16 protein-coding genes and 1 pseudogene are annotated in these 15,563 nt (G+C 69.0%); 8 read left to right on the top strand and 9 right to left on the bottom strand.

What is annotated here, in order from left to right; all coding sequences use genetic code 11:
• Nucleotides 1–36: 36 nt before the first annotated feature.
• A complete protein-coding gene (gene thiC, locus ACZ7P3_RS03075; RefSeq protein ID WP_472078616.1) occupies nucleotides 37–1,839 on the bottom strand; it encodes a phosphomethylpyrimidine synthase ThiC in 1,803 nt (600 codons plus the stop codon).
• A 246-nt stretch (nucleotides 1,840–2,085) separates the two neighbouring features.
• On the opposite strand from thiC, the gene ACZ7P3_RS03070 reads away from it, so the two are divergent.
• Nucleotides 2,086–3,567 carry a YibE/F family protein gene (locus ACZ7P3_RS03070; protein ID WP_472078813.1) on the top strand — a complete coding sequence of 494 codons (1,482 nt, stop codon included), beginning with the start codon at nucleotides 2,086–2,088 and terminating at the stop codon, nucleotides 3,565–3,567.
• A 95-nt stretch (nucleotides 3,568–3,662) separates the two neighbouring features.
• Here the strand turns inward: ACZ7P3_RS03070 and ACZ7P3_RS03065 are convergent, their stop codons facing one another.
• The 4 genes from ACZ7P3_RS03065 to ACZ7P3_RS03050 form a co-directional block, all read right to left on the bottom strand.
• Nucleotides 3,663–4,100, bottom strand: coding sequence for an SsgA family sporulation/cell division regulator (locus ACZ7P3_RS03065; RefSeq protein ID WP_067000511.1), 438 nt, complete (start codon nucleotides 4,098–4,100; stop codon nucleotides 3,663–3,665).
• 100 nt (nucleotides 4,101–4,200) lie between these two features.
• A complete protein-coding gene (locus ACZ7P3_RS03060; protein ID WP_472078615.1) occupies nucleotides 4,201–5,088 on the bottom strand; it encodes an IclR family transcriptional regulator in 888 nt (295 codons plus the stop codon).
• 200 nt (nucleotides 5,089–5,288) lie between these two features.
• The gene (locus ACZ7P3_RS03055) at nucleotides 5,289–5,501 is read right to left on the bottom strand and encodes a DUF5326 family protein (protein ID WP_067000501.1); all 213 of its coding nucleotides are present in this window, start codon (nucleotides 5,499–5,501) and stop codon (nucleotides 5,289–5,291) included.
• A gap of 165 nt (nucleotides 5,502–5,666) precedes the next feature.
• The gene (locus ACZ7P3_RS03050) at nucleotides 5,667–5,984 is read right to left on the bottom strand and encodes a cupin domain-containing protein (RefSeq protein WP_472078614.1); all 318 of its coding nucleotides are present in this window, start codon (nucleotides 5,982–5,984) and stop codon (nucleotides 5,667–5,669) included.
• Nucleotides 5,985–6,044: 60 nt separating this feature from the next.
• Between ACZ7P3_RS03050 and ACZ7P3_RS03045 the strand changes: the two genes are divergently transcribed.
• The 5 genes from ACZ7P3_RS03045 (at nucleotide 6,045) to ACZ7P3_RS03025 (ending at nucleotide 9,759) form a co-directional block, all read left to right on the top strand.
• Nucleotides 6,045–6,422, top strand: coding sequence for a phage holin family protein (locus ACZ7P3_RS03045; RefSeq protein WP_472078613.1), 378 nt, complete (start codon nucleotides 6,045–6,047; stop codon nucleotides 6,420–6,422).
• Between the two features lie 7 nt (nucleotides 6,423–6,429).
• A complete protein-coding gene (locus ACZ7P3_RS03040) occupies nucleotides 6,430–6,921 on the top strand; it encodes a low molecular weight protein-tyrosine-phosphatase (protein WP_472078612.1) in 492 nt (163 codons plus the stop codon).
• Entirely contained in the window at nucleotides 6,918–8,066 is a 1,149-nt protein-coding gene (locus ACZ7P3_RS03035; RefSeq protein ID WP_472078611.1) for a cystathionine gamma-lyase, read from the top strand. Before ACZ7P3_RS03040 ends, ACZ7P3_RS03035 begins: the two co-directional genes overlap by 4 nt.
• 216 nt (nucleotides 8,067–8,282) lie before the next feature.
• Nucleotides 8,283–9,188 (top strand): LysR family transcriptional regulator, encoded by a 906-nt coding sequence (locus ACZ7P3_RS03030; protein ID WP_472078610.1) that lies wholly within the window; start codon nucleotides 8,283–8,285, stop codon nucleotides 9,186–9,188.
• Nucleotides 9,189–9,276: 88 nt separating this feature from the next.
• Nucleotides 9,277–9,759: an NUDIX hydrolase gene (locus ACZ7P3_RS03025; protein ID WP_116149827.1), complete on the top strand. Its 483-nt coding sequence runs from the start codon at nucleotides 9,277–9,279 to the stop codon at nucleotides 9,757–9,759.
• A gap of 12 nt (nucleotides 9,760–9,771) precedes the next feature.
• Here ACZ7P3_RS03025 and ACZ7P3_RS03020 read toward each other — a convergent pair whose 3' ends face one another.
• Nucleotides 9,772–11,118, bottom strand: a complete 1,347-nt coding sequence (locus tag ACZ7P3_RS03020) for a globin domain-containing protein (RefSeq protein ID WP_472078609.1) — start codon at nucleotides 11,116–11,118, stop codon at nucleotides 9,772–9,774.
• A gap of 322 nt (nucleotides 11,119–11,440) precedes the next feature.
• Nucleotides 11,441–12,057, bottom strand: a pseudogene (locus ACZ7P3_RS03015) (HAD family hydrolase).
• Between the two features lie 151 nt (nucleotides 12,058–12,208).
• Between ACZ7P3_RS03015 and ACZ7P3_RS03010 the strand changes: the two are divergent.
• Nucleotides 12,209–13,075: a GNAT family N-acetyltransferase gene (locus ACZ7P3_RS03010; RefSeq protein WP_472078608.1), complete on the top strand. Its 867-nt coding sequence runs from the start codon at nucleotides 12,209–12,211 to the stop codon at nucleotides 13,073–13,075.
• A 70-nt stretch (nucleotides 13,076–13,145) separates the two neighbouring features.
• On the opposite strand, the gene ACZ7P3_RS03005 is transcribed toward ACZ7P3_RS03010, so the two are convergent.
• Entirely contained in the window at nucleotides 13,146–13,565 is a 420-nt protein-coding gene (locus ACZ7P3_RS03005) for a GlcG/HbpS family heme-binding protein (protein WP_472078607.1), read from the bottom strand.
• A 149-nt stretch (nucleotides 13,566–13,714) separates the two neighbouring features.
• A complete protein-coding gene (locus tag ACZ7P3_RS03000) occupies nucleotides 13,715–14,923 on the bottom strand; it encodes an MFS transporter (protein WP_472078606.1) in 1,209 nt (402 codons plus the stop codon).
• Nucleotides 14,924–15,067: 144 nt separating this feature from the next.
• Here ACZ7P3_RS03000 and ACZ7P3_RS02995 point away from each other — a divergent pair, with 144 nt between their 5' ends.
• Entirely contained in the window at nucleotides 15,068–15,526 is a 459-nt protein-coding gene (locus ACZ7P3_RS02995; RefSeq protein ID WP_472078605.1) for a MarR family winged helix-turn-helix transcriptional regulator, read from the top strand.
• Nucleotides 15,527–15,563: the final 37 nt, after the last annotated feature.

Raw genomic sequence — 15,563 nt, 5'->3', positions numbered from 1 at the left:
TCGGACATCTCCGGGGACGGCGCCTCGTGGCGTCGGTCAGTCCGCGATCGGCAGGTACACCCGGTTGCCCGCCTCGGCGAACTCCTTCGACTTCTGGAGCATTCCTTCGGCGATCTCCTCCGAGGACGCTCCGGCGGCCGCCGCACCGCCGAACCGCTCCGTGATGCTCTGGCTGATCTTCATGCTGCAGAACTTCGGCCCGCACATGGAGCAGAAGTGGGCCGTCTTGGCGGGCTCGGCCGGCAGCGTCTCGTCGTGGAACTCCCGTGCCGTGTCCGGGTCCAGGGCGAGGTTGAACTGGTCCTCCCACCGGAACTCGAAGCGGGCGTCGGACAGCGCGTCGTCCCACTCCTGTGCGCCCGGGTGCCCCTTGGCGAGGTCGGCTGCGTGGGCGGCGATCTTGTAGGTGATGACACCGGTCTTGACGTCGTCACGGTTGGGCAGGCCCAAGTGCTCCTTGGGCGTGACGTAGCAGAGCATCGCCGTGCCCCACCAGGCGATCATCGCGGCACCGATGCCGGAGGTGATGTGGTCGTACGCCGGCGCGATGTCCGTGGTCAGCGGGCCGAGCGTATAGAACGGAGCTTCATCGCAGATCTCCTGCTGAAGGTCGATGTTCTCCTTGATCTTGTGCATCGGGACGTGCCCGGGGCCCTCGATCATCGTCTGTACATGGAAACGCTTGGCGATCGTGTTGAGTTCCCCGAGTGTGCGCAACTCCGCGAACTGCGCCTCGTCGTTGGCGTCCGCGATCGAGCCCGGCCTCAGACCGTCGCCCAGCGAGTACGTGACGTCGTAGGCGGCGAGGATCTCGCAGAGTTCCTCGAAGTTCTCGTACAGGAACGACTCCTTGTGGTGCGCCAGGCACCACGCGGCCATGATCGAGCCGCCTCGCGAGACGATGCCGGTCTTGCGGTTGGCGGTGAGCGGGACGTACGGCAGGCGCACGCCCGCGTGGACGGTCATGTAGTCCACGCCCTGCTCGGCCTGCTCGATGACGGTGTCCTTGTAGATCTCCCAGGTCAGTTCCTCGGCCCTGCCGTCCACCTTCTCCAGCGCCTGGTACAGCGGCACGGTGCCGATGGGGACGGGGGAGTTGCGCAGCACCCACTCGCGGGTGGTGTGGATGTTGCGGCCGGTGGACAGGTCCATGACCGTGTCGGCGCCCCAGCGGGTCGCCCAGGTCATCTTCTCCACCTCCTCCTCGATGGAGGACGTCACCGCGGAGTTGCCGATGTTGGCGTTGACCTTGACCAGGAAGCGCTTGCCGATGATCATCGGCTCGATCTCCGGGTGGTTGACGTTGGCCGGCAGCACCGCGCGGCCCGCCGCGATCTCCTCGCGGACCACCTCGGGAGAGACGCCCTCCCGGACGGCCACGAACTCCATCTCGGGCGTGATCTCGCCCCGGCGCGCGTACGCGAGCTGTGTGACCGCCTGACCGTCACGGCCGCGGCGCGGCTGGCGGGGGCGGCCGGGGAAGACCGCGTCCAGGTTGCGCAGCCCGCCGCGCGGCGAGGTGTGCTTGATCCCGTCGTCCTCGGGACGGACGGGTCGGCCCGCGTACTCCTCGGTGTCGCCACGGGCGATGATCCAGTTCTCCCGCAGCGGCGACAGACCCCTGCGGACGTCGGTGTCGACGAGCGGATCGGTGTACGGGCCCGAAGTGTCGTACAGGGTGACGGACTTCCCGTTGGTGAGGTGCACCTGGCGGACCGGCACGTGCAGGTCGGGGCGGGTGCCCTCGACGTATGCCTTGTGCCAGCCGATGGACTTCCCGGCCTCCTGGGACTTCTCGTCCTGAGCGGAGGCAGGCGTGCGTGCGTCCTTGTTGGTCATGAGACCTACTCCCTACGCCGGCATTACCCGGTAACAGGTTCGGCGGTCGACGCAGCGATTTCCGTCCGCCGATGTGCCCCGTGAAACCTCGTTCCACGTGAAACATCGCGTATACGGAGGTCAGCGCCCTCTCAGCCCGGTGCTCCGAGCTCCCGCGTGTGCAAAGGTGCCTCCACGCTAGCGTCAATTCGGGCGCGGTGAACAGAGGGCCCCCATCGTTCTTGCGATGATCGGGCGGTGACCACGATGGAGCAGTACCCGTACCCGCCCCCCGAGCCGCCACGCGGAAACGGCTCCGGGGAGGACGGCGGACACGGCCACGAAGGCCATGCGGCCGGTGATGGACACGGCCGGGACACCGAGGCCGGGCACGGCCATGGGCACCCGCGTGACCCGGTTTCGGGCGGCGGCGGCCACGGCCACTCGCATGGTCACAGCCACAGCCACGGCCCCGCCGCGCCCGTCTCCAAGCATCTGCGCAAGGTCATCGCGGCGATTCTGATCCCGTTCGCCGCGGCGGTCGTCGTCGGCCTGGTGGTGCTCTGGCCCGGGGGAGCTCCCTCGCACGAGCGCACGGGCGTCGGCTTCGACCGCCAGACTCAGCGGGCCACGGTCGCCAAGGTGGTCGAGGTGAGCTGCAAGTCGGTGAACGCCTCGGGTGACTCACCGACCGGCGACACCTCCACCGCCGAGGGCAACTCGGCGCAGCAGGAGGCGAAGGGCACCTGCAAGAAGGCGACGGTCCGGGTCGACACCGGCAAGGACAAGGGCCGTACCTTCATCGAGATCGTGCAGCCGGACCAGTCGCGGCAGCTGCACCAGGGCGAGAAGGTCGTGGTCGCCTACGAGCCCTCGGCGCCGAAGGATCTGCAGTACTCGGTCACGGATGTGGACCGGAAGATCCCGATGGCACTGCTGGCGGGGATCTTCGCACTCACCGTCGTGGTGGTGGGGCGGATGCGCGGTGTCATGGCGCTGGTCGCCCTGGCCGTGAGTTTTCTGGTGCTCACGCTCTTCATCCTGCCCGCGATCCTGCAGGGCTCGAATCCGCTGCTGGTGGCCGTCGTCGGGGCGAGTGCGATCATGCTCATCGCGCTCTACATGTGCCACGGGCTGTCGGCCCGTACGTCCGTTGCGGTGCTCGGCACCCTGGTCTCCCTGCTGCTGATCGGTTTTCTCGGGTCGGAGTTCATCGACTGGGCAGCGCTCACCGGCAACACGGACGACAACACCGGTCTGATCCACGGCCTGTACCCGTCGATCGACATGAGCGGTCTGCTGCTGGCCGGCGTCATCATCGGTTCGCTGGGTGTCCTGGACGATGTGACGGTGACCCAGACGTCGGCGGTCTGGGAGCTGCACGAGGCCAATCCGGCGATGGGCTGGCGCGGGTTGTACCGGGCGGGCATCCGCATCGGCCGTGACCACATCGCGTCGGTGGTCAACACCCTGGTGCTCGCCTACGCCGGTGCCGCGCTGCCGTTGCTGCTGCTGTTCTCGATCGCACAGAGCAGCGTGGGCACGGTGGCCAACAGCGAACTGGTGGCCGAGGAGATCGTGCGCACCCTGGTGGGGTCGATCGGCCTGGTGGCCTCGGTCCCGGTCACCACCGCCCTCGCCGCCCTGGTGGTCTCGGCCGACCGGCCCGGACCGGGCGCGGCAGCCCCCGCAGGGGCCCGGCCCGTTCCGGCGCGCAGCGGTGGCAGGGGCCGGCGCCGGAAGCGGTGAGCAAGGCCGGGCAGACCCGGAACTCTTCTGGAGAAGCGTTCCTGCACAGTCTCGGACGGCGTGGCGGAGCGCCGGGCGCCCGTTGCCGCAGCGCTTCAGCCTGCGCTCTGTTCCTCCGCCAGGATGCGGTCCAGGGCCTCGTCGAGATGCGCGTCGAAGTCGGCCAGCGCACCCTCCTGGCCGAGCGGCACCAGCTTGTCCGTGCGGTCGAGGAAGGCCACCAGCGGCGGCGCCGAGGAGCGGAACAGGGCCTGGTCGCCCCCGACCTGAAGCCGGATGAGCACCTCGCCCAGCAGCTCGGAGTCGGCGGGTGCGATGTGCACGTCCCCCTCCCCGCACGGCCGTCCGACCCCGTCGATCAGCAACTCGCGACCGAAGGCCCAAGTCACCGGGGCGTCGCCGGGCAGATGGAAGGTCAGCCGCACGGCATAGGGATCACAGGTCTCGTACCGCAACTCCACCGGAATGCGGAAGGAGAGCTCCTCGGACACGAGAAAGCTCATCATGACCTCTGCCTGTACGGATTCGCGCATCGCCTACCCCGTCGTATGACATCGATTGGCCGGGATTAATACCCTTCGACCGTGGTCAAATCTTGCTCAACGTACACGACAGATCACAAGGAGTGAGTTTTCAGATACTGATAGAGAGGGCCAGCGAGCCCAGATGACGCCCGATCTCGGCCTGCAGCCGATGAGCGGCGGGCAGCAGCCGGTCGCTCTGGTGGAAGGGCAGCGAGAGGGCCACCGTGGCCGCCGTGGTGCCGATGGTGATCGGAATCGCCGCACAGACCGTCCCGAGCGCGTACTCCTGGCGCTCCACCACCGGCTCCATCCGCGGCATCCTGGCCAGACGGCGCAGCAGGGCATGGTTGTCGCGCACGGTGTACGGCGTGAGGGACTGCACGGGATAGCGGGCCAGGTGCTCGCGGCGGGCGTCCTCGTCAAGCTGGGAGAGCAAACACTGCCCGATCGCGTGGGCATGCCCGGTCTCGCGGAAGTCGGCCCACTCCTCGACCGCCGGGGTCTCCGGCGAGTCGGAGACGCAGACGACCTCGATCTCGCCGTCCCGGTACATCGCGTAGTACACCGGCACACCGATGGAATCACGCCAGTGTGCAAGGGTGTCCGCCACCGTGCTGCGACGTTTCTGCTGCGCTCCGCTACTGCTCAGCCGCTCGGCCGCGTCGCCGAGGAAGAAGAGTCCCTTTTCGCGGCGCAGATAGCCCTCGTGCACGAGGGTCCGCAACAGGTGATACGTCGTGGGCAGAGCGAGCCCGGTCTCGCGGGCGAGTTGTTTGGCAGGCGCGCCGAACTCGTGTGCCGCGACGGTCTCCAGCAGGCGCATCGCGCGCTGGACGGATCCGATGAGCGTGGCGGCGGGCGCTTGCCCCGGGGCGCCGGCGCAGTCCGGTTGTCCGGGGACGGCCGCGGCGGGTGGCCGCTGCACGGGAGGTGTACAGGAGCGCGGCGGAGTGAGGGGTGCGTGTGGTTCTGTCGATGCGGTGTCGACCGTGGCCAAGAGGCACTCCCGAAGCGCGAGGGTGGGGCAGCCCGTGCGAGGAGCACGGGTGGGGGTGTACGCCACCCGCGGGGCCCGGGCCCCGCGTGGGGTTCCGGACTCTAACCGTCCGCCACCGCGTGCAGACGGCCCCCCGGGGAAACTTCCCCCGCCCGAGGGAACCGGTGACGTCCGTTACCTCTCACCGGCTCCCACGGACCTCACCAGTCGCTGCGCGACGAGGAGTTCGACATGAACTTCCGCACGATGTAGATCAGTCCGCCGATGAGGGCGACGAAGATCAGTGCCTTGAAGAGCAGGCCGATCACGAAGCCCACCACGGTCGCTATCAGGCTGCCGAACACGACCAGGGCGATGACCGGCACCGCGACCCACTTCACCCACCACGGCAGCCCCGCGAAGATCTCTCGCATGCCCTCGTCCTTTGCGTTCCGTTGCGTCCACGGCGTGCTGCACACTCTCGTGGACGCAGTTCTCGATGTCTGCACTCGATGCTAGGGCCACCGGGGGGTCGAACGGGGGCTTCGCATCCCTGTTCCTCCCCTGACCCTCCCCCTAGGGAATCCCGGGGCCGGCACTCAGGCCTCAGGCGGAGAGAAGACGACCAGAACCCTCAGGTCCTCGCTGATGTGGTGGAACTTGTGGGCGACGCCGGCCGGCACGTAGACCACGCTGCCCCGCGCCACCTGGGTCGTCTCCAGGCCGACCGTGATCGACGCCCGTCCGCTGACGACGAAGTACATCTCGTCCTGGTTGTGCGGTTTCTGCGGGTCGTGCTCGCCCGCGTTCAGGGCGTACAGGCCGACCGACATGTTCCGCTCCCGCAGAAACTGAAGGTAGGCCCCCTCGTTGGCGGCGCGCTCCGCCTCCAGTTCGTCCAGCCGGAATGCCTTCATCGCCGTCGTCCGTCCTCGCCCCACTGCTCACCGTAGATCTGGTCTGCCACGATCAGACACATGAAGAATTTTGTAGTCAAGACGATCGCCAACGCGGGTGCCCTCGCGGTCGCCGTGTGGTTGCTCGACAAGATCACCCTGACCGGCGACAACACGGGCAAGAAGATCGGCACGCTGATCATCGTCGCGCTGATCTTCGGCCTGGTGAACTTCCTGGTCAAGCCGGTCGTGAAGGTGCTCACCTTTCCGCTGTTCATTCTGACCCTCGGACTGATCACCCTGATCGTCAACGCGCTCATGCTGCTGTTGACCTCCTGGGTGTGCGGCAAGCTCGACCTGAGCTTCCACGTGGAGGGCTTCTGGACAGCCGTGCTCGGCGGCCTGATCATCTCCGTCGTCTCCTGGGCGCTGCACGTCGTCCTGCCCGACGAGGACTGAGCGCGCCGTGACCTACCGCGTCTGTTTTGTGTGCACGGGGAACATCTGCCGCTCCCCGATGGCCGAATCCGTCTTCCGCGCGCGCGTCGAAGAGGCCGGACTCGACGGCCTGGTCGAGATCGACAGCGCCGGCACCGGCGGCTGGCACGAGGGGGACGCCGCCGATCCGCGCACCGTCTCGGTCCTCGACGAACACGGCTACGGCACCGCCCACACGGCACGCCGCTTCGAGCCTTCCTGGTTCGCCCGCCTCGACCTCGTGATAGCCCTCGACGCCGGTCACCTCAAGGCCCTGCGCCGTCTCGCGCCCACCGAGGAGGACGCGCGCAAGGTGCGTCTGCTGCGTTCGTACGACCCCGCGGCCGGCGACGACCTCGACGTACCGGACCCGTACTACGGCGGCCGGGACGGGTTCGAGGAGTGCCTTGAGATGGTGGAGGCGGCGAGCACCGGGCTGCTCGCCGCCGTACGGGAACAACTGGAGGGACGGGCCGCATGAGCGACACCACCGAGGACGCGGACCGCACCGGCGACGGCACGCGCGCGGTACGGGCGGGACTGCCCGAGGCGGTGAAGCACGAGCCGACCCTGCCCGGGCCGGTGTTCGCCGCGCACTTCCATCTCCCGGGCGAGGTGACGGGCCCGTACTCCTACGGCCGGGACGACAACCCCACCTGGACGCTGCTGGAGCGCGCCATCGGCGAGCTGGAGGCGCCCGGCCGGGAGGACGTCGAGACGCTGGTGTTCGCCTCCGGCATGGCGGCGATCTCCGCGGTGCTCTTCTCCCAGCTGCGCGCCGGCGACGCGGTCGTACTGCCCTCCGACGGCTATCAGGTGCTGCCCCTGGTCCGGGCCCAGCTGGAGGCGTACGGCATCGAGGTGCGCACCGCGCCCACCGGCGGTGACGCCCAGCTGGAGGTCCTCGACGGCGCACGGCTGCTGTGGATCGAGTCGCCGTCGAACCCGGGACTCGACGTCTGCGACATCCGGCGGCTGGTGGAGGCGGCATATGAGCGGGGGGCTCTGGTGGCCGTCGACAACACCCTCGCCACCCCGCTCGGCCAGCGCCCGCTGGAACTGGGCGCCGACTTCTCCGTGGCCAGCGGCACCAAGCAGCTGACCGGGCACGGTGACCTCCTGCTGGGCTACGTCACCGGGCGCGACGCCGAGGCGATGGCCGCCGTGCGCCGGTGGCGCAAGATCGTCGGCGCCATCTCCGGGCCCATGGAGGCCTGGCTGGCCCACCGCTCCATCGCCACGCTCCAGCTGCGTGTCGACCGGCAGAACGCCACCGCCCTCACGGTCGCCGAGGCCCTGCGGCAGCGGCCCGAGATCTCCGGACTGCGCTATCCGGGGCTGTCCGACGACCCCTCGCACAAGATCGCGTCGCAGCAGATGCGCCGCTACGGCTGTGTGGTCTCCTTCACGCTGCCCACGCGCGCGCGTGCCGAGCACTTCCTGGCGGCACTGCGTCTGGTCGAGGACGCGACGAGCTTCGGCGGCGTACGCTCCACGGCCGAACGCCGTGGCCGCTGGGGCGGCGACGCGGTCCCGGAGGGCTTCATCCGCATGTCCGTCGGCGCCGAGGACCCCGAGGACCTGGTGACGGATGTCCTGCGCGCTCTGGACGAGTCCGCCGGGTGACCGGGCGGGGCCTCTCCAGAGGCCTTCTGGGCGGTCCGAGCCTCCCCCCTCGTGGCTCGGACCGCCTGCGGTTCCGCGCGCGAAGAACCGCGCGAACAAGGCTAGTTGACTCTCTGTCAGTGTCCAATCACGGTAGCGACAGAGACCTATCGACTTATTTATAGTTGGTGTCTGCCTGGGGGCCGGAGGGGGGCAGGGAACAGGGGAGGGCATGCCATGGATCTGGCCTTGCTGCGCACCTTCGTCACCGTGCACCGGGCCGGTTCCTTCACCCGCGCCGCGGCCCTGCTGGGCCTCTCCCAGCCGGCCGTCACCTCGCAGATCCGCACCCTCGAACGTCAGCTGGGCCGCCCCCTGTTCCTGCGCCAGGCCCGCGGGGTGACCCCCACGACCATCGGCGACGAACTCGCTCACAAGGCGGCGCCCCACCTCGACGCCCTGGTGGAGATCGCTGAGAGCGGCCTGGACGACGATTCCTCGCTACGGACGCTGCACCTGGCCGGCCCCCCTGAGTTCACCGCCGAACGCGCGCTTCCCGCCCTGACGGAACTGACCGGCGACGACGGCCAGGGCTTCGCACTGCGCACCTCCTTCGGTACCGCAGAAGAAGCACTGGAAGGGCTGGCCGCAGGCCACCATGACCTGGCCATCAGCACAGCCAGGCCCCGCGGCGCCCTGCTGACCGCCACCCCGCTCTGCGACGAGGAGCATGTGCTGGTCGCCGCCCCGCGCTGGGCCGAGCGGATCGGCCCGGGAGCGCTGCGCCTCAAGGGGGCACCCGCCCTGGAGAATCTGCCTGTCGTGGAGGTCCACGAGTCACTGCCCTTTGTCTCGCGCTACTGGGCCTCCGTCTTCGACTCGCGCCCGGCCGCCTCGGGCATGGTCATCGTCCCCGATCTGCGCGCGGTGCTCGCCTGTGCGATCGCAGGCGCCGGACTGGCGGTTCTGCCCCGCTATCTGTGCGCGTCGGGCCTCGACCGCGGCGAGGTCGTCACGCTGCACGACCCGGCGGTACCGCCGCTGCGGACGTATTTCCTGGTCGTGCGTACGGGCACCCTCGCAATGCCGCACATCGCACGGGCGCACGAGTGGCTCCAACGTGCGGCTGCGAGCTGGTGCTGAGCCCGCCTTTTCGGGCCTTTGCGCGAAGCACTCGGCCGGTGGCGCTGCGCGATGTTTCACGTGGAACCAGCCGGGCCACATTTCTCCCATGACCGTCCGACCCGTGGTCAAGCGCACCGCCCGTGCCGTTCTCCTGGACGGTGACGACCTGATCCTGATCAAGCGCACCAAGCCCGGTGTCGATCCCTACTGGGTCACTCCCGGTGGCGGGGTCGAACCCGGGGACCCCACCGTCGTCGACGCCCTGCACCGCGAGGTGTACGAGGAGCTCGGCGCCAAGATCACCGACGTCGTCCCCTGCTTCGTGGACACCGTGGAGCACATCGGGGAGGACGGCGGCGCAACCGGCGTGAAGGTACAGCACTTCTTCGTCTGCCGGCTGGAGTCCATGGACCCCTCCCTGCGCCACGGCCCTGAAGTGGAGGAGCCGATGGGCGAGTACGAGATCGTCCGCGTACCGTTCACCCGGGTCGGGATCGCTTCCGTCCACCTCGTCCCGCTGTCCCTGCGGCACTATCTAGACGGCAACATCGAGGGAGTCCGCGCCATGCACGCTCCCGATCTCGGGTAGCCCATCAGCCGCTCAATAGCCGGTGACGACCAGTTCCTCGACCGAGTCGTGCCGTATGCGGTCCGAGGAGACCCCGCTGTTCCGCAGCACGTCGACCCCGCTCCGGATCATTCCGGGCGGGCCGGAGAGATAGGCGTCGTACTCGTTCCAGGGACCGTACTCCCGTATGGCGTCGGGAAGCTGGAGACGGGCCTGCTGGTCGATGATCGCCCGGACCGAGAGCCACGGGTGGCTCTGCTGAAGCCTGAGCATGGTGTCGATGTCGTACAGGTCATGGTCGGTACGGGCGCCGTAGAACACCTCGACCGGACGACGCTCGCCATGCTCGGCGACATCCTCGACGAGAGCTTTGATGGGAGCTATGCCGGTGCCGCCTCCCAGGCACAGCAGTCCGCTGGCGGTGGTGTGGTCGACGGTCATCGAGCCGGTCGGCGGGCCGAGGCGTATGACGTCGCCGGGCCGGGCTCGGTGCACCAGCGCATTGGAGACCCAGCCTGCCGGGACCGCCTTCACATGGAACGTCAGCAGGCCGTCCGAGCGGGGCGCCGAGGCGAAGGAATAGTGCCGCCAGACCCGAGGCCACCAGGGCGTCTCCACGCTGGTGTACTGCCCGGCGAGGAACGGATAGGGCTGGTCGGGGCGGACGGTGAGGACCGCGACGTCGGGGGTCCTGAGGTCGTGTGCGACGACCTCGGCGTGCCACCAGGGCGGGGCCCGCAGTTCGTCTGCCGCCGCGGCGTCGATCATCACCTGGGAGATCGTCGTGTAGGCCCGTACCCAGGCTGCCTCGGTCTCCGGACTCCAGGCGGCGGCGTACTTGCTCAGCGCGCCGATCAGGCATTCGCCCACAGCCGGGTAGTGCTCCGGGCGAGTGCCGTACTTTCGGTGTCCGCGGCCCAGGTTCTGCAGGTAGTCGACGAGGACCGGCGTGTTGTCGATGTGCTCGGCCGCGGTGAGCAGCGCCTTCAGCAGGCGGTCCCGCTGGGTGTCCATGGCGGCCGGGAACATCGGCCGTACCTCGGGGTGGCGGACGAAGAGAAGCGCGTAGAAGTAGGACGTGACCTTGTCGGCGACGGGAGCGATCTCGGCCATCGTGCGGCGGATGACAAGCGCATCCGGTGAGCCCTCCGCGACAGGCGGAGCCGAGCGTTGGGCGGGCACGTGCTGGCGGGCGGCCGGGCCGGACGTGAGAGGCCCGGCGGGCTGCGCGGCAGGGGCCTCGGAGGCACCGGCCGCGGGCTCGCGGTCCCCGGCCGGTCCCTGATCACCGTCCGGCGGGGCCGAAGACTTGCGCGGCATGAACCAGCCGCCCCCGCCCGCTATGCCGTTCTCCCCCGACGTGGTGGTCGGAGCGTCCATGGTGTGCCCTCGCCTCGAACATCTGTCGGTCGGTCTGCGCACCCCCTCCCGGAAGGTGCACGCTTTCCCCCGGCGGGCGGCCGGCCGTAGCACTTTCCGCAGCATCCCATCGTGAGCGGATACCGCGGCCATGTACTCGGAAACGCGGGTATTCGATCTCTTCGTCCCGTTAGGCTGCCTGCCCTGCTCTCGGCCCGCACGGGATGCGTGCACTCCATCCCGGACGTGAACCGGAGTCGACCCTACCGGCCGTGGCCACGCACACAAGTCCCGACTTCCTTCCTCACGAAGCGGGCAAGGTGCGAACCGTGAGCTCCTTCAACTACCGGACGCTCCTCACCAATTCATAGGCATCCCACAGATCCCGCCCCGTGTAGGAGTGCGTGGCGAGCCCGGCCAGGTGGCTGTCCGCGTTGACGGCCACGGAAACCGGTACGGCAGCAAAGAGATCCTTGTCCGACAGCGAATCGCCGTACGCGACACCCCGAACTCCTGGCAGAGCCGCTCCGCGATCGTCACCTTGGCCGCGGCGCTGAGCGCCCCGGCCGGGTCGACGGTTTCGGTGAACGGCACGGCAGGGAAGCGTGATCCATGGGCCGCGTGCGCACCCCAGTCGAGGAGGCGTTCCACGAAGAAGGACGGTGAGAGGGACACGACCGCGCAGTAGTCGCCCACGCCTCTGATCTCCGCCCAGACCTCGCGGATCCGGGCCAGCCATGGAGCCGCCTCGAAGGCCGCGCTCACCTGCACGTCGGTGAGGTCCGCCCAAAGGGCATGCACCTGGCTCGCGTACTCCGGCGGACCGATCCTCCCGGCGGCAATAGCGCGGTCCAGCGCCACCGTTTCCGCCTCTCTGCCCAACTGGCGTGAAATCTCCACCGGCGCGGTGGTGCCATGCAGCAAAGTGCCGTCAAGGTCGAAGAGATGAAGTCTCGCCATGGAGCCCGAGGCTAATGGGCTTCGGTTGTTTCACGTGAAACACCCATGCCTGTTCACGCCCTGTGGGATTGGCCACGGCATGGCCAAAAGCACCTGCGTCTGCATCGAAACAGGTGGACGTCAGGGGTGCCGGTCGGACAGCCTGACCTGCGTGCCGACTCCTTCCCTCGCTGCTCTGCCCATCCGCCGTCTGACGCTCCGGGATCTCACCGCCTGCGCCGACTTGTCCGAAGACCGGGGGTGGCCGCGCGAGGAACACAAGTGGGGCTTCCTCCTCACGGCCGGCAAGGGTTATGGCATCGACGACCCCGACGGCGGACTCGTCGCCGCGTGTGTCGTCACGGAGTACGGCTCCTGGGAACGGTCGGACCTGGGCGCCATCGGCATGGTCCTGGTGGCCGAGCGCCACGCCCGCCGCGGCGTCGGACGCCGCCTGATGCGACATGTCGTATCGACCATGGGCACCACACCGCTGACCCTGCACGCCACCCCGAACGGACGCCCGCTCTACGAAGAGCTGGGGTTCAAGGTCATCGGCCGGGCGGAGATGCTGACGGGACACTTCACTCCCGGCGGACCGGCATCCGGAGTGGAGACCCGCGCTGCCACCGCGGAGGACCTGCCCTCGATCGTCCGGCTCGACGAGGAGGTGTTCGGCACCGACCGCACCCCCCTCATCACTCGCCTGCCCGCCTTCGCCGACCAGTTGCGGGTGGCCGAGGACCGCGGCCGGATCATCGGCTACACGGCCGCCTGGCCCAATATGGACACCCATGTCGTCGGCCCGCTGATCGCCCGGGACACACAGACGGCCCAGGCCCTCATCACTTCACTCGCGGCCCATACGGACCGCCCGCTGCGTACCGACATCGATGTACGACACGAGGAATTGCTGGCCTGGGCGAAGGCGCGAGGACTCGACTCCGTTGCCTTCAACGCCGTCATGACCTACGGCATCACGGATCTGCCGGGGGACTGGACACGACGGTTCGCGCCCCTGACGGTGGCCGCGGGCTGAGTGATCGCACGGCAAGCGACGGTCCCCGCTCAGGAGCGGGGACCGTCGTTGTCACGCTCGGGGGCTCTGATCAGGCGAGCGCCTGAACAGCTGCGGTGGCGAAGCCGTGGTCCTGGTCCGGTGCGGCGCCGCCGACCCCGATCGCACCGATCAGACGACCGTCCCGGTGGACGGGGACACCGCCCGCGATGAACAGCAGGGGCCGGTCGAGGGCCGTGGGCAGCGTGTGCAGGAGACCTCCGGGCTGGACGGCGTCGACGAGGTCGGCGGTGGCCGAGTCCAGCTGAAGCGCCGTGTAGGCCTTACGGGTGCTGGTCTCGCCGGAGATGAGTACGGCCCGGTCGTCCCGGCGGAAGGCGAGCAGATGACCGCCGACGTCCAGGACGGTGACGCTGACGGTGACTCCGGCGTCCTCGGCCGCGCGGCGGGCCGTGGCGACGAGCAGCTCGGCGTCCTCGGTGGTGAGCGGAACGACGGCGGTGGTGCTCATGGAGCGTTCTCCTTGGTGCGACGGTGCGGACGGTGAGGTGGTGCTGTGGGGGCCGGGGCGGTGCGCGCCCGGGCCCGTGGTGAGGGCGCGCCTCTGCGTGGGAGCTGTGGCCGGGTTCGGGCGGTGAGGCCGTGCGGGCCGGGGCGGGCTCAGTGGTGGACAGGGGTCCGCTGCTCGGAGGGCGTTGCAGAGGCCACCACGGCGCTGCGCACGGCGTCACGGCGCTCCAGGGCGGCCGAGAGTACGGCGAGAACCAGGGCGGCCGTGGCGAGGGCGGCGCCGACCCAGTTGGGGGCCGTGTAGCCGAAGCCGGCCGTAATCACGATGCCGCCGAGCCAGGCCGAGAGGGCGTTGCCCAGGTTGAATGCGCCGATGTTCACGGCCGACGCCAGCGTGGGGGCGCCGTGCGCCTGGTCGAGAACGCGCTTCTGCAGCGGCGGGACGGTCGCGAAACCGAGGGCGCCGATCAGGGCGATGGTCACGGCAGCCGCGATCTTGTTGTGTGCGGTGAGGGTGAAGAGCGCGAGAACGACGGCCAGGGCGCCCAGCGAGACGTACAGCATCGGCATCAGAGCGCGGTCGGCGAACTTGCCGCCGATGAGGTTGCCACCCACCATGCCGAGGCCGAACAGAACCAGCAGCCAGGTGACCGACCCGTCGGCGAAGCCGGTGATGTGGGTCATCATCGGTGCGATGTAGGTGATGGCCGCGAAGACACCGCCGAAGCCGAGGACGGTCATCGCCATGGCGAGCAGCACCTGCGCGTTCTTGAAGACGGCCAGTTCGTGACGCAGATGCACACCCTGCGGCCTGGGCATCTCGGGCACCAGCCTGGCGACGCCGGCCAGTCCCACGACACCGAGGGCGGCGACGACGCCGAAGGTGACGCGCCAGCCGATGTTCTGGCCGATGAGTGTGCCCAGCGGGACGCCGACGACGTTGGCGACGGTCAGGCCGGTGAACATCATGGCGATGGCGCCGGCCTTCTTGTCCGAAGCCACCAGTTCGGCGGCGACCACCGAGCCGATGCCGAAGAAGGCGCCGTGGGCGAGGGAGGCGACGACCCGGCCGATCAGCATGATCGCGAAGGTGGGTGCGACGGCGGAGAGCAGATTCCCGGCGATGAACAGGCCCATCAGCAGCATCAGCATGCGCTTGCGCGGGACCCTGGTGCCGAGCACGGTCATCAGCGGGGCCCCGATCACCACACCGAGGGCGTATCCGGTCACGAGCAGGCCCGCCGTCGGGATGGAGACCCCGAAGTCGCCCGCCACCTCGGGCAGCAAGCCCATGATCACGAACTCTGTCGTTCCGATTCCGAAGGCCCCGATCGCGAGGGCCAGAAGCGCGAGAGGCATGGAGGGGTACACCTTTCCCAAACGATTGCAGGAGCGCTTTGCCTGCGTTCACAATAGTTGCAGACGCGGGCTAAGTGCAAGCGCGGACAATTGCGGAGGTGCTCTACTCTGGATTCAGCCGCTCCGGGACGGAGGAGAACGCCAATGACAGCGACGGACCCCGCGCTCACCGCCCTCGCCCAGGGCTGGTGCGCCCTCTCTCTGCTGCACGGGAGGATCGAGGCGCACATCGAGCGCGCCCTGCAGGCGCAGCACGACCTGAGCGTGCGGGAGTACTCGCTGCTCGACGTGCTCAGCCGACAGCACGACGGCGAGGGCGGGCATCTCCAGATGAAGCAGGTCGCCGACGCGGTCGTCCTCAGCCAGAGCGCCACGACCCGGCTGGTGACCCGCCTGGAGGACCGCGGCCTGCTGGAGCGCTACCTGTGCCCCACCGACCGTCGCGGCATCTACACCAATGTCACCGAGGCGGGTCTGCGGCTGCTGGAGGAGGCGCGGCCGACCAACGACGCGGCTCTGCGTGAGGCTCTCGACGAGGCCGCCAGGAACCCCGAGCTGGCCCCGCTGGTGAGGGTCGTCGAGTCCTTGAACGTGCCCGCATAGAGTGCAGGCATGAGAACGTGCCCGCATAAGGTGCAGG

Source organism: Streptomyces sp. NPDC107581 (genome assembly GCF_055657175.1).
The sequence above is the reverse complement of the archived record's forward strand: the minus strand, read 5'-3'. Positions and strand labels throughout refer to the sequence as shown.

What these genes read in the sequence shown, in the direction of transcription:
- thiC (WP_472078616.1), bottom strand. Translation starts at nt 1,839, where the DNA reads ATGACCAACAAGGACGCACGCACGCCTGCCTCCGCTCAGGACGAGAAG.
- ACZ7P3_RS03070 (WP_472078813.1), top strand. Translation starts at nt 2,086, where the DNA reads ATGGAGCAGTACCCGTACCCGCCCCCCGAGCCGCCACGCGGAAACGGC.
- ACZ7P3_RS03065 (WP_067000511.1), bottom strand. Translation starts at nt 4,100, where the DNA reads ATGCGCGAATCCGTACAGGCAGAGGTCATGATGAGCTTTCTCGTGTCC.
- ACZ7P3_RS03055 (WP_067000501.1), bottom strand. Translation starts at nt 5,501, where the DNA reads ATGCGAGAGATCTTCGCGGGGCTGCCGTGGTGGGTGAAGTGGGTCGCG.
- ACZ7P3_RS03050 (WP_472078614.1), bottom strand. Translation starts at nt 5,984, where the DNA reads ATGAAGGCATTCCGGCTGGACGAACTGGAGGCGGAGCGCGCCGCCAAC.
- ACZ7P3_RS03045 (WP_472078613.1), top strand. Translation starts at nt 6,045, where the DNA reads ATGAAGAATTTTGTAGTCAAGACGATCGCCAACGCGGGTGCCCTCGCG.
- ACZ7P3_RS03035 (WP_472078611.1), top strand. Translation starts at nt 6,918, where the DNA reads ATGAGCGACACCACCGAGGACGCGGACCGCACCGGCGACGGCACGCGC.
- ACZ7P3_RS03030 (WP_472078610.1), top strand. Translation starts at nt 8,283, where the DNA reads ATGGATCTGGCCTTGCTGCGCACCTTCGTCACCGTGCACCGGGCCGGT.
- ACZ7P3_RS03025 (WP_116149827.1), top strand. Translation starts at nt 9,277, where the DNA reads ATGACCGTCCGACCCGTGGTCAAGCGCACCGCCCGTGCCGTTCTCCTG.
- ACZ7P3_RS03020 (WP_472078609.1), bottom strand. Translation starts at nt 11,118, where the DNA reads ATGGACGCTCCGACCACCACGTCGGGGGAGAACGGCATAGCGGGCGGG.
- ACZ7P3_RS03005 (WP_472078607.1), bottom strand. Translation starts at nt 13,565, where the DNA reads ATGAGCACCACCGCCGTCGTTCCGCTCACCACCGAGGACGCCGAGCTG.
- ACZ7P3_RS03000 (WP_472078606.1), bottom strand. Translation starts at nt 14,923, where the DNA reads ATGCCTCTCGCGCTTCTGGCCCTCGCGATCGGGGCCTTCGGAATCGGA.
- ACZ7P3_RS02995 (WP_472078605.1), top strand. Translation starts at nt 15,068, where the DNA reads ATGACAGCGACGGACCCCGCGCTCACCGCCCTCGCCCAGGGCTGGTGC.